At 66.9% G+C, this 14,753-nt stretch carries 10 protein-coding genes and 1 pseudogene; 1 reads left to right on the forward strand and 10 read right to left on the reverse strand.

Annotated features, from left to right (window positions below; all coding sequences use genetic code 11):
- Positions 1–22 precede the first annotated feature (22 nt).
- Genes RMCN_RS30510 through RMCN_RS30530 form a run of 5 tightly spaced genes read right to left on the reverse strand, consistent with a single transcriptional unit; the run spans position 23 to position 7,339 of the window.
- Positions 23–2,140 carry a hypothetical protein gene (locus tag RMCN_RS30510; RefSeq protein WP_067396955.1) on the reverse strand — a complete coding sequence of 706 codons (2,118 nt, stop codon included), beginning with the start codon at positions 2,138–2,140 and terminating at the stop codon, positions 23–25.
- A complete protein-coding gene (locus RMCN_RS30515) occupies positions 2,134–4,968 on the reverse strand; it encodes an ATP-binding protein (RefSeq protein ID WP_067396957.1) in 2,835 nt (944 codons plus the stop codon). Before RMCN_RS30515 ends, RMCN_RS30510 begins: the two co-directional genes overlap by 7 nt.
- 43 nt (positions 4,969–5,011) lie before the next feature.
- Positions 5,012–5,284: a hypothetical protein gene (locus tag RMCN_RS30520; protein ID WP_005148569.1), complete on the reverse strand. Its 273-nt coding sequence runs from the start codon at positions 5,282–5,284 to the stop codon at positions 5,012–5,014.
- A gap of 29 nt (positions 5,285–5,313) precedes the next feature.
- Positions 5,314–6,258 carry a conjugal transfer protein gene (locus tag RMCN_RS30525; protein WP_234787855.1) on the reverse strand — a complete coding sequence of 315 codons (945 nt, stop codon included), beginning with the start codon at positions 6,256–6,258 and terminating at the stop codon, positions 5,314–5,316.
- Positions 6,259–6,283: 25 nt separating this feature from the next.
- Positions 6,284–7,339, reverse strand: coding sequence for a hypothetical protein (locus RMCN_RS30530; protein ID WP_067396959.1), 1,056 nt, complete (start codon positions 7,337–7,339; stop codon positions 6,284–6,286).
- 436 nt (positions 7,340–7,775) lie between these two features.
- Here RMCN_RS30530 and RMCN_RS30535 point away from each other — a divergent pair, with 436 nt between their 5' ends.
- The gene (locus tag RMCN_RS30535; RefSeq protein WP_067396961.1) at positions 7,776–8,609 is read left to right on the forward strand and encodes a hypothetical protein; all 834 of its coding nucleotides are present in this window, start codon (positions 7,776–7,778) and stop codon (positions 8,607–8,609) included.
- A gap of 310 nt (positions 8,610–8,919) precedes the next feature.
- Here RMCN_RS30535 and RMCN_RS31785 read toward each other — a convergent pair.
- From RMCN_RS31785 to eccE, 5 genes and pseudogenes are all read right to left on the reverse strand, one after another.
- Positions 8,920–9,255, reverse strand: a pseudogene (locus tag RMCN_RS31785) (DUF4326 domain-containing protein).
- Positions 9,256–9,299: 44 nt separating this feature from the next.
- Positions 9,300–10,757, reverse strand: coding sequence for a type IV secretory system conjugative DNA transfer family protein (locus RMCN_RS30545; protein WP_234787856.1), 1,458 nt, complete (start codon positions 10,755–10,757; stop codon positions 9,300–9,302).
- Positions 10,750–11,160 (reverse strand): type IV secretion system protein VirD4, encoded by a 411-nt coding sequence (locus tag RMCN_RS30550; protein WP_067396963.1) that lies wholly within the window; start codon positions 11,158–11,160, stop codon positions 10,750–10,752. The genes RMCN_RS30545 and RMCN_RS30550 overlap by 8 nt, the downstream gene beginning before the upstream one ends.
- 61 nt (positions 11,161–11,221) lie before the next feature.
- Entirely contained in the window at positions 11,222–13,108 is a 1,887-nt protein-coding gene (eccA, locus tag RMCN_RS30555) for a type VII secretion AAA-ATPase EccA (protein ID WP_067396965.1), read from the reverse strand.
- Entirely contained in the window at positions 13,105–14,751 is a 1,647-nt protein-coding gene (gene eccE / locus RMCN_RS30560; protein WP_005148562.1) for a type VII secretion protein EccE, read from the reverse strand. Before eccE ends, eccA begins: the two co-directional genes overlap by 4 nt.
- Positions 14,752–14,753 lie beyond the last annotated feature (2 nt).

The following is a 14,753-nucleotide window of genomic DNA, read 5'->3' on the forward strand; positions in this document are numbered from 1 at the left end:
CACTGTCATGAGATTTCGCCTTCTAACCTTGTGGTGGCGTCCCGCGGCGCCCGGCAGACGGGGGCGGCTCATCGGAGCTGCCCCGCCCCTTGTCCGAGACTGAGTTGCGTGAGGTGTCACGCCCCGTTGGGGGCGCGCTGGCACCCGACCGTCCTGAGTTCGATGACGCAGGACCTGTACCTGCTCCCCTACCCGCCGCCGTGGATGCTGGCGGCGGTGATGCCTGGCGTCCTGACGCACTGTCGTCGCCCTTGTTCCGTTGGCTGGCAACCGCTTTGGAGGCCACCACGGCTCCAGCGACAACCGGGGCAGCTGGCCCGGCGGCGACCGACGCCCCGGCGGTGCCGGCGGCCGTAGCGGCACCCCCGCCCGCTGCTGCGCTGGCGCCAGCGCTCGCGGCCGGGGCCGTTGCCGCCGCCCGTGCCCCGGCCGCACCCGCGCTGCTCGCCGTGCTGGTCGCGGCGGCAGGGGCAGCACTGCTGGTCGGGGTCGCTGTTGGTGCGTGGGCGGTTCGTGCCGGCCCGGAACCTGGCCCGCGTGATCCGCCGCCACCACCGGACGGTGCTGGCGGGTGCGGGCGTCGACCCGGACCGGCCTGCGGTCCGCGGCTTCCCGCATCGCTGTTCTGTTGGGAACTGGGCCAACGGGAGTCGTCGCGGCCCATCCGGCGTAGGTCGCGGGAGGTCGCCCGCATCGCGGCGGCCTGCCCGATCGGTCCCATTCCCATCTGCATGGTGCGTTTGGCCATCGTCATCGGACCGGGAAGCCCCTGGTCGCCGAAGCCGCGCATCATCGCCCGGAACCCGAACACCGCGGCCGCGGCCATCAGCAACATCACGATCATCTTCATGATCGGGTGCTCGATGTTCATGCCCGGCAACGTGTTTCCGGTGACATGGGACATGATCACGAGCACCACGCCGAACCCTGCGGTGGCAAACATCATCTCCACGGCGTGCACGAGAAGCTTGATCGCGGTCCGCTTGGCGTACTGCCGCTGCGGTCCGGGAGCCACCGCGACCGCCGCGGCCGGGATCAGCACCAAAATGTGCCAGAAGGTCAGGAACCCGATCCGAATGACCTCCAAGCCGATGTAGCACAACAACATCAGCAGCGCGAGCACGATGCAGTTCATGAAGAACATCAGCCCGATCGTCTCGCCGCTGAGCTGGTGGGCGTGCGCCCAAGCCGTCGGGTGGCCGCACTGCCTCATCGCATGCACCGGGCCGCTGGCTGCGCCCGCGACCGCCGCCGCCGACGGCCCACTGACCCCGCTGCCGCGATTCAGCGCGGCGTTCCAGGCCTCGGCGCATCCGGAGTAGTTGTCGATCACCTCGCCGAAGTTGGCGATCTGGACTGGATGGCGCACCAACACCGTGGCCATCCATTGCGCCAATGCCGTGGTCTGGGCGTCGACGTTGCCGCCGGCCAGCGACCCGTTGTTACCGACGCCCAGCGAAAACTCAAATCCCACCGACCGCGCAACCGCGAGCAGGCCGTGATCGCCCACCAACTCATCAACCGGGTCGCGCAAGAACACCCAAATCAGCAGCAGCACGAGATAGGCGCTGACCATCACTGCAGCGCCGGTGGCGAAACCCCGCCAGTAGCAGAGGATTCCACCGACGGCCAGGCAAACGACGATGGCCAGCGGGAAGACGTTGTAGGTCTGCACGAAATGTGCAAGGGATACCGCAATCGGTGCGGCGAGGGCGCCCAACCAGCCCAGCCACACAGACCCCAACGCGAACTTGATGAACCAGATCCCCAATGCGGCCACCACAACCAGAAAGCCACAGCACAGCCCGAGCAGGGTCGCCAGTTGGCTGTAGGTCAGTGCGATCTGCACTCGGTCGGCCAGGCCCGGAACCCACGAGGACGGGTCCAACACGCTCATGTCGCTGCCCTGTTCCCTGACCGCTTCGAGCATCGAGACAGTGCCGATGAAGTACGAGCCGATGGGCTGGCCGGTGGTGTCGGTGATCCCGGTCCAGCCCACGGCGTTGGTGAAGCCCGCCGCGGTGGCGTGCGGCGCGGTGACCAGCGCGGTCAGTGCCCCACCCCAGAGCAGTTGCACCATCAGCCATGCGCGGCGCAGGCCGGGACGGGTGTAGCGCCAGGCGCAGTAGGCGCTCAGCATGGCTGCCGGTCTCCGGCATTGATTCCTCGGGTGTCGAACGCTTCCACCCGCTCCTGCTGCACCGGGGGCAGCATGTCCACCAGGCCGGCCCGTCCGAACTCATCGATCATGTACGCATACCCGTGGCCCTCGACCGTGCGCAGATCGAGCACCTCGGGGTACTCCTCGGGGTCGATGCCGATGGCTTTGAACTCTGCGCGGGCCTGGTCTCGTTCGATGGGTTTGAACGGGGTGATGATCCGTGTCGGCAGGTCTTTGGTGGGGATGCCCGCGAAGTGCTCCACATGCTGTGAGATCGCGATCAGCCCGTAGCGTTCTTTGCGGCCCTGAGTAATCAGTCGCACCGCGTCTTCCTGCCCGACCGGGGACGAGAAGTAGGTCCGGGCCTCCTCCGCGACGAACCAGCCGAACCCCCCTGGCCTACGGGTGTGCCCGGTGTAGGCCTCGCGGGTGATTGCAGCGATCATGCCGTAGATTGCGAACCCTGCTCTGGCACGGGCGCTTTGGCGGCGGTACTGATGCAGGTCCTCGGTCTGGGCGGTGGTCGGTAGCTCCAGCTCGGAGGTCAGCCACACCACAGCGTCTTTCTCCGCGATCGGCGGCACAGGAAGGGACTCGTCGAACATCGACCGCAAATAGTCGATGTTGGCCCACATGTCGAGCTTGGCGGTCAGCTCCGCGTACTCGCGAGCCTGTTCGCCGCGCAGGCTGTTGAGGTAGCGCACCAGCGCGCCCATGCTTTCGGCCACCCGCTGGTCGGGGCGCAGCAGATACCTCAACTGGCGGGCGACCTCGGCATCCGGTTCGACGCCCATCATCGGCAGCAGGTGATCCAACGTCCGCTCGACAGCGATCTCCCGACGGAAGATGCGCAGACCGTCCATCGACACATCGCCGCGGGTCGGGTTGATGTAGACCACCCGATCCCCCAGATGCGCCAGGGCCGGCTCCCACTCCCGATTGGTGCCGGGGTCAACGATCGAGCACTGGCTGTTGCGGGCGATCAACTCGGTGACGACCCGCTTGGCGCCCTGTGACTTTCCGCCACCGGGCGGGCCGAAAAACAGCACCCCCGGCGCACCGCGGCGCTGCGCAGCGCCTTCGGGGTCTAGCAGGACCGGACTCGGCCGACGGGTCGCCATGTTGCGGGCGAACAGGATTCCGGTCTCGTTGCCCAGCTCGTTGGACACCAGCGGAGAGAACCGAGCCCACTCGGTGGTGGTGGTGGGCTGGTCGAATTGATTGCGGGGGCTGCGTTCCTCACTGCCGGGCAGACCGGTCTGCCACAGCCCGATCTGGGCACTGCCACCCCAGCGGCTCAAGGTGCTGTCGAGTTCCTCGGCGAAGTGCGTCTGCATCTGCTGGGTGGCTTGATCGACAGCAGCCCGGTTGTTGGCACCCACGGCGACGACGGTCGAGGCGCAGACCTCGCGTTCCAGCTTGCTGGCCCGCAGTTTCGCGTTGTACTCCTCGCCGGCGGCGTACCGCTCGGCCAGGTCGCTGTTACTGGCCCGCACCGACCCTCGCTGGAAGGCCTGGTCATCGAGATTGCGCTGGGCACGGTCGATTCGGTTGAGCGCCCGTTCGGCAGAGCGGGTGCTGATGTGCTGAAACCAGTCGACCTCGACGTCACTGTCAACATCGACGTCGTAGAGCGACAGCAGATACTCCGCACGCGGATACACCAGGCCCGCGCGAGGAAGCTGGGCGACAGCGAGCATGCTCTGATAGCTCGCGGGTTGCTGCTGGCGCCGGATGACCACCACCGCGGCCACTGACGGCACGATGCGTCGCCACCAAGACCGATGCCCGCGACGGGCAAGTTGGTCGCCGCAGTCGAACTCAGCGGGCATCAACGCCGCAAAGTCGTCGCGAGACAACCGATCCGGACCGCCCGGTTCGTGCGGGAAAGGTTCCGACACCGCACCCAACGACCAGCGGCGCCGATACCACCAGTGAATCTGGCGGGGCGTGGCAGGACGGGCGTTGAACTGTCGCGGGATTTTCGTCAGCAGCTTGTCGACCATCTCGCGGTAGCCGGCCAGGGACTGCGGGTCGTCGGGGTCACGCCCGGCGACCACGGTCGCTACCTTGGCCAGCCCACCGGCCCCGCTGCGGCCCTCCATCCCTGCGTCGACAGGGATTCGCAGTCCAAAGATCTGCTCGTAGAACGGTTCGATCTGGATGAACTGCTCCCAGTCGCGGACCTCCTGAATCCAGGCAGTATGGTGTCCGTAGCCAGAGAGCATGCGCCGCAACAGTTGTCGCGGATTGATGCGCACATTGGCGCCCCACAGCAGCATGCCCGACGGTAGTTGTCGCACCAGGGGACGATGACCTCGCGCGACGGCGTCCTTGCGGTCGTAGGACATCATGCCGCCCGGTTGGCCGTCCACCAGGAACTCGGCATACACGCCACCAGCGGTGAAGACCAGGTTGTCGATCACCTCATCCGGTGGAGACAGCCACGCATCGCGGCGACCGTCGACATCAGCGGTACGCCGGGTGTGCACCAGTCCCTCCAGCATCCACAGGATGCGGTAGAGCGGGCTGGGCCGCGACACTGGCATCTGCCGGGCCAGGAAGGTCAGCCCGGCGGTCAGGGCCGCACCGAACAGGAAGATTGTGACCGCGTGCCCTGAATCGAGCCAGTGCCGGGTGGCCCACACTGTGGCTGCGGCCCCGAGCAGGAACGTCACCCCATCCCAGATGCGCCACGGCGCGAACCACAGACGGGTGTTGTCGTCGATGTGCGACAAGTAGATGGGAAAGTCGCGGACATCGGCATAGACCCGCGCTCGGCGCGGCCGGTCTGCGTCGTCGGACACCTGGGGACTCCTCGAGGATTCCTGCGTTCACAGGGCGGTTTCGTCAGCCGAACTGGCCGGAAGTGATTCCGCCGCCGTGCTTGTCGACGGTGCCTTTCAAGCTCACCGCCAGACCGACACCGCCGAGGATGATGGCCGCGATGGCGATTCCGCCCAGCACCTTGCCGGCCGCCGCGCCGAAGCCACGGACCAGGGAGAACGCTCCCGCTATGCCCCCGACAGCGATGGCGATGATCGCCAACGGAATCTGTAGGGACTGCCACAGCGAGGGAATCGCGGTGATGAGGTCACCGGCTGCCAGTGCCGTCTCGGTCATGATGTGTTCCTTCCAGTTGTGTGGATGTTTCAGTTCGGGGTCTGGGCGCTACGCCAGTCGGTGTCCACCGTTGCCGGAACCAGCGCGTCGTCGGTGGACACCGCCGGAGCGAAGTCGATGGCCGCGACCAGCCAGCGTCCACCCACCCCGGTCAGCGTCAGCGGATAGCTCAATTCCGTTGGGGCGTACTGTGAGTTGACCGCCGTGACGGTGGCCAGGACGCGCACGGTCTGCCCGTCGCCCGGTGTCGTCGGGGGCGGTGAGATAGCGGTGATCCCTGACACGGTGATGCTCTGGTAGGCCCCCGCAACACCGAGGAGCTTCGACTCGGCGGTCACGTACCGCTCCACCAGCCCGTCGCCGGTCAGGTAGGCGGTAAGAAACCCGGAGGCCACCGAGTAGGCCGGGTCGGATTCACTCAATGTGGTCGGATAGCTCAGCGGAAGGTCCGCACCGGCACCGGGCCCACTGATCCGTGCAGGCAGCGACGCTGCCCGCGGGCCGTACCGCGACCACAGCACCGGGACCCGATACAGCGCCCGCTGCGGGCTGGCCGACTCGTAAGGCCGCTGCGTGACGCCGACCACCACGGAGAACACCTCGGCGTCACCGTCCTTGCCCGCCACGCCCGCGTAGGTGACCGCCACCACCGTGGGGGTATTGATGACCACCGCCGGTGTGGAGGGAAGCGCCAGATTGGCGTTATCGACCGTGACGAACTGGCTGAGGCTGGCCACGTCGGACTGGCTGGCCGTCAGCCACACCGACACGTAGTCCTGGGCGAATGCGCTGACCACAGCCGACTTGTTCACCACTTCGCGTGACGGGGTGATGAGATCCGGTGGCGACCCGAACAGGAACTGCCACACCAGGTTCAGGCCCGCCAGTGCTGCCAAGCCCAGCACCAGCGGCTTACCGGCTGCAGTGGCAGCCCGCTTGCCGCGCTGCACTCGCCGCTGCCACGTCTTGCTCATCTGCATTCGAGGGTGTCCCTTCGACTCACAGCGGCTCGTGGCCGATGATCTTCAAGCTCTTGATCGCGAACGCGGCATCGACCGGATCGGATTCGGGGTGCCCGCCCATCGGGGAACCCGGCAGCGGCGCCAGCGTCAGCGGGGGCGCCGGAAGGGTGAAGCCGCCAGGCGTCGGCGGGGGAGTCGTGCCGGGCTCGGGCTGGGCCGGTGGCCGTGAGGTCTGTCGGATCAGGATCGTGACCTTGGAGGCCAACACCCGCTTGATCGGTTGCACGGCCTCGCCGTGGACGTTCTTGGTCTCCTGCGTCACCAATGTCGAGTCGGTGTCGTTGAACAGGTACTGCACAGTGGTCACCACCCGGTACTGCCCCCACTGCGACGCCCCGCTGGCGTCCTTGCCGACCCAGCCTGGGGTGAGGGAGATCGCGGTGATCATGTAGGTCTTAGACAGATCGATCTCGATCACCTGACCGTCGGCCCCGCCCCGCACGCACACGAACGCGCTGTGGGGATCAGCCCCGGCCATCGTCTGCGCCGACGTCGAACCCGCCGCACACGATCCCGCCGCATCGGCGCTGTAGGGCAACGGACGATCAGCCGCCTCCGCGGCCGCCGGCTTCGGCGCCGCGGTGCGCGGCGGCGGCACTGCGCCCGGTTCGGTGACCGAGGCGGCCGTGGGCCGGGCCGGTTCATCCGAGCTATAGACGGCCACCGCGCCGACGATCGCCACCAGGACCGCCACCAGCCCGGCCGCGGCGAAGCCCATCGCGATCTTGCCGTCGAACCGGCGTGGACGCGCCGGCTCGTCGTGCTCGCCGCTGTCGAGCGGAACCTCTACCAGGTCCTGCGGTACGCCCGGATCGCCGTCCTCGTCGGGATCGGCGTCCTCGTCGGGATCGGCGTAGTCATCGAAAGGCTCCCCATCGCCGCCGCCGTCGTCGTCGTACTGGTCGTCGTCGTCGACCTCGTAGTCGGTCTGCGCGCCCTCGGGTAGGTCGTACTTGGGAGCATCCGGGTACAGGCTGTCGGGGTCCTCGGATGCCTGCAACTGCTCAGTCCACTGCTCATCGGTCAACGTCATGACTGGCCTCGATGAGGATCGACGCGATCGCGATGATGCAGCACCGCCGCACCACGGGAGCTGATCCGGCGGCGCTGCCCCCGACCCGACAACCAGCCCCGCCCGCGACGCGACGTGCCACCGCCGGGGGCCGTCGGCGGTCCCACCAGCGTCGCCGGCCACAGCGCCGAACCCCCGGCCAAGCTGAACCCGGCCGGTGTCGAAGTGTTCACGAGTGACTCACCTGAGCGCGAACGACCTCGGCAACCCGACATCGCCGCGACCGCGTGGCCGCCGCGGCGCCCACCCCTGTCCACCAGTGCGCGAATCGCCCTGCTTAAGAGCAGAAAACCGGCGACAGCGAGTGCGGCACCCGCCAACAGCGAGACATTCGCCAGGCCCAGAGCTACGCTGTCCAACATGCTTATCATGCTGACAGACAAGACAGCGAAAGGCAATGCGTAAACAAATGTTGTTCAAGCCGAGTGTTGACCGATACGACGAGTTGCGCCGCGAGTGGATCGCCGAGCACTCCGCAATCTTCACGATGCAGATACGCCGCGCCGAACTGCTCAACCGGCGCATCCGCCGCCGGCACCGCGAGACCGCGGGCGCCCGCCCCAACCCTTACGACGACCACGCCACCCACCCGTTGCTGAGCCGGGGCGCCAAGACCGTGGAGGCCAAACTCGAGCTGGCCATCGTCACCTTTGCCGCCCTCGCGGCACCACTGGGCTGGCCTGCGGGACGCTTCATCTACCAGCGCATCGAGGCGTTGATCCCCGACCGGCTGCGCTCCTACCCCCTCCCGGCGCTGTTGTTGGTCGCAGCGGTACTGGGCGCAGTGACAACTCTGCTGTATGACCCCGGGCAGGGGTTCACAAGCGCGATCCTGGCGCCCTGGCTGATGGCGCAGTTCCCAGCCGCCGCCCTGACCGCCGCTGTCTACGGCATCCTCAACGGTTGGTTGGCCATCGACGGCTCCACCGAATGGTGGCCACTGACCCCACCAGCGCCGTCGGTGGAGCTGCCCACCACACTGCTGCCCGACGACCTGACCGCACCCTCAGTGTTCGACACCGCACCAGTGGCCGACCCCATCGACCGCACCCCACCCGGCGCCGGATCAATCCGCTCGCTGCCACGATCCTCCCGGCTGCTCACCGCTGCGCTGGTGGTCAACGTCCTCGGGATCATCTGGACGCTAGCCGCCGTCGGCGTCGGCGTGAAAACCGTTGTCGTGGAATCGCTTACACCATCGAGCACCATCGGAGCCACCCACACCCGCTGAAGCACCGCGCATTGACCCTGACTTCTCTGCTGGAGAAGCGGTGTCATCGACGTGGTCGACAGAGCACCACAGACCGTGTGGAGCGCTGTCGTGTGGATTGGTTATCTCTATGTCTTCCACGACAAGTCACTTCCACCGAGGAGTCGTCCAGGGCCGATCGGCGTTGTGATTGCTGAGCGTGCCATCGCAGAGAACCGCGAAGTCGTCCCGGCAGAAGGGACAGACGCCGCGCGGCTTGACGGACGGCGGATAATCGAGACAGATTGCCTCGGGCGGATTGCGGCTACCTCTGCATCGCTTCACGCTTTGATCAGGCATTGGCCAACTCCAGCAACACATCTGCATGACAAGGGGGAATCCAGCGGGCACCAGCAGCACACGAGGTCATGGCCGCGAAGTTCACGACGTACATCTTCGGTGCTGAACTGCAGGAAACCGCAACGCAGATCGACCTCAAAAAACGAAACGGCATCGTCCGCAGTCATTCGGCGTGACCATGAGCGCCCCGCAGATTCGCAATGCACCACACTGCCCACAACGAACCGGGTTCCCCCACTTGCTCGGCCGTCCGACATAGATCCGCACCTTCCGGCATGCGCCAGCCCTTCGTTCTTCGGCGTTGGATGCGCTCAGGCGTTGGTTTCATGTCAGCCCGCATCCCATGTGGTAGCAACTGGTGCTAGACGACGATCACAGCTCTGCGTCGTTGCGGGTGTCCGACCACAACCGGCGAAGCAGCCCCGCAGCACGCGAATACTGTGTGTCGCCAGCTTTCTCCTGCCGAGCGGTGCGCGAGAGTATCTCGCTGATCGCTGTGTCGTAGCGCCGCAGGAACTCTGACCAATCCGGGATCTCCGCGCACACCCCAACCCCGCCGCGCACCAAGACTCGGGCGTGCTCACGCGTTGGCGGCAGTAACTCCTCCCACCGCAATGACGGTCCTAGCTCGCTGCTGAGGCTCTTGTGCCCGTCGGCTTGCCCAAATTGCTGGTTCCTTCGATTGGTCAGCGGTGACCAGGTTTGTGCATCCTCAAGAATCTGATCCTCGCGAGCGCCGAACATGATGACCGCTGCGCCAAAGATGTGACGAAGTTCCTCGGCAATGTCCTGCCCGTACACCCTGGCCAGGGACGACGATGCCTGGACTGCCGCAACGAGGTTGATACCCAATCCGCGGCCCTCACCCACGATCTTGGGCAGATTTGGTATCGGCGCGGTGTTGGGCAGCTCGTCGATGATCATGAGCAGTCGGTGCATCTGTTCGCGCGCTGATGTTTTCTCCCGCCACCGTCGTACGAGGGAGTCCAGGAGGGTGACCGCAGCCCCGGCCACGGTGCCGTCGGCCGGGGCCAGCACGTACAGCGTCGCCTGGGGGTCATCGAGGAACTCCAGCGTGAACGGCAGTGCGGCACCCCGATCTACCAGCGAGGTCCGCAGCCACGGCGTGATCGCTTTGCGCATGGTGATGGCCACCGAATCCCGTTGGCGCGGATCCATTTCCATGATCCGCATCATGCCCACCGACAGCGTCGGGTACTGATGGCAGATCGCGGCGGCCTGTGCCCAGCCCGGTTCACTGGTGCTCTCCGGGTCAATGTTGTCCACGCCGGTCAAAACCCAGTTCATGCCCTTGCTGTTGCCCTGCGGACTGGCCGCGAACAGAAACGCCGCCAGTGGGCCGGCGGCCTGGGACTCCCACACCCCGCCGTCGGAGACCTGATCGGCTCCCGAGCCCAACCCGACGGTGGCCATCTGCATGATCGTTTCGGCCACCGTCAACGCCTCGTAGGGGCTGTCGATGGTCACCGTCGGGTCGTAGACGTTGGCGACGATGCCGTCGGGGTACACCGGGGACGTTAAGGGGCGCAGGTCCAGCAGTGCCCGCGGCCCCCATCGGCGCTGCATGACGTTCTGCATCAGGTCGTCCTTGGACGACACCACCACCGCCGGGCCGCCCCACAGCACCGCCGCCGGCGCCAAGATGCGCCGCGACTTACCGGTGTCCGACGGTGCGGACACCAACACCATTGGGGCGCTGCGAGGCACATACAACTGCTCACGCTTGCCGACCACCCGGCGGCTGAAGCCGCAGTAGGTGGTAGGGGTGGGTGTGAACGTCGGCGCCTCGCCCACCACAGGACTAGCCACAGCGCCGCTGCCCGAGCGGCCCGTCAGTGTCGATCGCCGCGCGAACCGCCGCCACGATCGAATCACGCTGCCGGCAATCGCAGGTCAGTGTGCGCACCACCGACTGGCCCAGCACCGGTGCTGACACCGAACACCACAGAGCCGCATACGCCCAGCCCGGACTGCGCACATCCTCGGGGTCGACGTTGGCCAGTGCCGCCCGCACCCAGTCCATGCCCTGCCCGTTGCCGACTGGAGACGCCGCGAACAGCAGCGCCGCCAGCGGTTGGACCGCCTGCACCTCCCAGACGTCGGCGGGCCGACTGCGGCCCAGCCCGGCTCGTCCCACGCTGAGCAGGGATTCCGCCTGGACTATCGCCGCGTGCGCGCTGTCCACATCAACGGTCGGGTCATCTGAACGCATGTCTAAATCCTGGCAGACAAATACAGAGTCAGTCAATACGTGAACACCGAACAAACAGGGATTAGGTCTGTGCTTGAGCCCTGCGCCGTTCCTGCGACTCGCGCAGCCAGTCCGCCGCCCGCGCCGAGTTGGTCCGCATCTCAGGAGGCAGCGCCTGCTGATGCCCGTAGTGCACGTCCTGCGCAGTGAGCAGGGTCAACATGTCCGCGTCGAGGTCGGTGCCCAGCTCGGGATCGGACAGATCGGCGCCGCTGAGGCCCAGAGAGCTCACGATGCGGCTGTTGCGGTGCAACTGCGCCTTCTCCACCACCGTGCGCACGAAACGCCCGTTGCCCAGGCCGTCGATCACACGGATGACATCACCTTCGCTGCTGGTGATTTGAGCGTTGTAATACTGCGCGAAACTCTCCCGCAGCGACAGCAGCGCATCCGGCGCGAAGGTGTCACCGTCCTTGGCCGCGATCCCCTCCATGATCGCTATCAACTGATCCGGGTCGTATGAGGCGTACTCGATGAGGGTGGCGAAACGCGATCGAAGCCCGTCATTGGCGGCCAACACGCGCTGACTGGCCATCGGATAACCGGCGGCGATGACCACCATGTCGTCACGGTGGTTCTCCATGAACGGCACCAGGGTGCTGATGATGGCTTGGCCGTACGGGTCACCCGATCCGTAGCCGGTGTGGATGAGATCACCGAACTCGTCGATGAACACCGTGGCACCCAAACCCGCTTCGAGTTGCTCGCGCGTGTTGTTCTCGGTGTCACCGACGTGACGGCCGAACAGCTTGTCGCGGCGGGTCTCATAGACGTCGGGCCGGCGCAGCAGCCCCAGTCCGCAGAAGATGTGCGCGATCACCCGCGCCGAGACGGTCTTGCCGACTCCGGGGGGACCCACCATCAGCAGATGCCGCGACACCGGCGACGTCGGCAACCCCTTGCGCTGCCGCAGGACTCGCGCGATCGAGTCGTGGCGCAGTTCGGCGATGCGGGCCTTGACTTCATCCAGGCCGACCATCGCCTCCAACTCCGCTTCGGCATCAGCAAGCAGCGTCTGCGCCGAGCGCGCCGACTCCTGCGCTGCCCGCTCCTCGGCGCTGGTCTCGGTGGAGGCATCCCAGCGGTCCGTGCGCGTCTCGATCGTCTGCGGATCAGTGATCTGCAGACCAAAGGTCGGATCCGACAGCGCGGTCTGGGCACGCTCGAAACCGGGCCACTGCACCCGGATGTTGGTCAGGACCGTCCGCGCCTCCTCAGCCTCGCCCCGGTGGCGCAGCACCAGCGCCCGACAAAACAGCGCGTCGCGGGTCAGCTCGTCGCTGCCCTGCTGGGCGCTGGGCTTCCATCCCGACGCCGTATCCTCGGCGGGCGGATTGACCACCAGCTCGACAGCTTCCAAAGCCCGGTCACTGAGCCCCAACGAGGCTGCCGCCCACGCCTCCTGCAGGCTCGCAGCCCTGCGCAGATGCGGATCGCTATGCCACTGCCGGCAGTTGCTCACCGCGACCAGGACATCCGGCCAGCGTTTGGTGGCCGTGGCTAGAACCGACCGCACATAGCCCACCGCCGGAGTCGTCGGCAGCTCGAACAGGGCGCTGTCGGCGCCCTGCCAGTTCTGCTCCCGAATCAACGCCGCAGCATAGGCCAGCCGTGCGGTGGTCGCGTCCACAATCGGCATCCGCACATAGTCGATGTCGAAGTGCGCTCCCAGATCGGCGGGCCGGTGCTGGATACGGCGCAGACCCTCGCCGAGCCGGTCGGCGTGGCTGGCCAGCCGCTCGAGCACCTGCACGGACCGCTCCCCTGTCGCATACCGGCCCAACCAGGCGTCGGCCAGCTCCGGGTTGTCCCCGGTGGCCAGGACGAATACCTGCGCAGCCCGATCCGGCGAACTGTGCAGCACCTTCATCGCCGCACGCAGCGCCTGTAATGAACGCTCATCAATCACGGCCGCAGCGCTCCCGTGCGCAGATGAGTCAGGAACTGCGCTTCATTACGGGGACGCATCACCGACAACCGCACCCCACGCACCGCCGGGGTGCCGATCACCAGCTCATCCGGGGACTCCTGCACGATCGTTAGATCAGCATCGGAGTCCACCGACCCCACGGTTACCAGACTGTGTCCCCGCTCGCCGGCCGTCAGCGCCAGCCCCTCGCCGTCGGCCACGATCACCGTCGGCTGCCGCACCGGGTCGCGGTCACCGGCCAGGCTGATCCGATAATGGTTGTCGCACAACGGTCGCCACACATCGGGACGATCACTGTGGATCAGGATCACCGCCCCGGCGGCACTAGTCCGCAGCAGCAGCGGGATCACGACCGACAGGTCGGCGCTGATCGAAACCCGCGTCGCCCGAAGCGGATCGGTCAGCGGCATCAGGAACGGGACCCCGGTCACGGTCATGCCGAACATCGGCCCCGATGGACCCACCGCAATCTTGAGGTCGCCGCCGTCGCCCAGCAGACGTGGCGACAATTGCAAACGCAAAGCCCTGTCCCCCAACGGCAACGATGCCAGCAGAGAGTCGAAGGCCTGACCGGAGACCGGCTGCAGTGCCAGCAGCGGAGGGTGGGGCAACGGGGCGTCGGTGTGGAACCGCACCAGAGCGGCCACGCGGCAGCTGCCAGCCCGGTCACCGACCAACCTCACTGTGGTGACGGTGCGGTGTGCCCGCACCGTCCACAGGTCGTTGAGCATCTTGGTGTTCAGGTCACGCCCGGCGATGCGGTAGGTGGTCACGTAGTCGGCGTCGGCGTCCAGGTTAGACCAATTCTCCTGCACTCGACTGAGATCGGTGTCGTTGAGCAGGGCCGCGAAGGCTGCGCTGATCTGCGGTGCGGTGCAGGTCACCGCTCGGCAGCCCGCCCGCAGCACCGCTTGGCGCACCCGCTCAGTGGCCGCCGCGGCAGCCGCGGCGGCATCGCCGCGATACAGCATCGCCGCCAGACACGCCTGCGGGCACAGCCGCAACACCAGCCAGGAGCGGCGGTCGCCGACGGCAGCACGGTCGCCGACGATCTCGGCGTACTTAGGGGTGTAGCTGCCGTCGGCGGCCACCCGGCTGCCCGCCTGCACCACGTCCACCGAGTGCAGCTCCAGACCAGCGAACTGGGTCAACCGCGACCGGATCGCCTCCAATGGGATCGTGTCGATGGTCTCTGCCCCCGCCGGCACCAGCACGGTAGGTGAGAACGCACGTCCGTGCAGGGCGATCAGCGTGACCGCGTACTGGCCGTCCCAGATCATCCCCACCGGCCCCGCACCGGGCATGTCCACGGTGAACGGCTCGGGGATACGGGTGCGGGCCCGGCGGGCACTTTCGCGGCGCCCGAAGTACACGAACCGCACCCACCGGGCCAGCCAGCCGGCCGCCGTCGCACCGTTGTAGCTGGCGGTCACCACCAGCAGCACCACAAGCACGACCAGCGGAATCAGCCACCACGGCACCGGTGAGGCCGCGACCAGGATCGCCGCGGCGATCAGTTCGGCGATCACCACCAGCTTCAGCCGCACATCCAGTCGCCAGCGTCGTATCTGCTCCCCGAACCCTGCGTGTGGGCCGGGGATTTGCTCATCGAGCACGGTCACGG

Origin of the sequence: Mycolicibacterium novocastrense, from assembly GCF_001570485.1 — a bacterium.
GTDB classification, from domain to species: Bacteria; Actinomycetota; Actinomycetes; order Mycobacteriales; family Mycobacteriaceae; genus Mycobacterium; species Mycobacterium novocastrense.

What these genes read in the sequence shown, in the direction of transcription:
- RMCN_RS30525 (WP_234787855.1), bottom strand. Translation starts at nt 6,258, where the DNA reads ATGAGCAAGACGTGGCAGCGGCGAGTGCAGCGCGGCAAGCGGGCTGCC.
- RMCN_RS30520 (WP_005148569.1), bottom strand. Translation starts at nt 5,284, where the DNA reads ATGACCGAGACGGCACTGGCAGCCGGTGACCTCATCACCGCGATTCCC.
- RMCN_RS30535 (WP_067396961.1), top strand. Translation starts at nt 7,776, where the DNA reads ATGCGTAAACAAATGTTGTTCAAGCCGAGTGTTGACCGATACGACGAG.
- RMCN_RS30510 (WP_067396955.1), bottom strand. Translation starts at nt 2,140, where the DNA reads ATGCTGAGCGCCTACTGCGCCTGGCGCTACACCCGTCCCGGCCTGCGC.
- RMCN_RS30550 (WP_067396963.1), bottom strand. Translation starts at nt 11,160, where the DNA reads ATGCGTTCAGATGACCCGACCGTTGATGTGGACAGCGCGCACGCGGCG.
- RMCN_RS30530 (WP_067396959.1), bottom strand. Translation starts at nt 7,339, where the DNA reads ATGACGTTGACCGATGAGCAGTGGACTGAGCAGTTGCAGGCATCCGAG.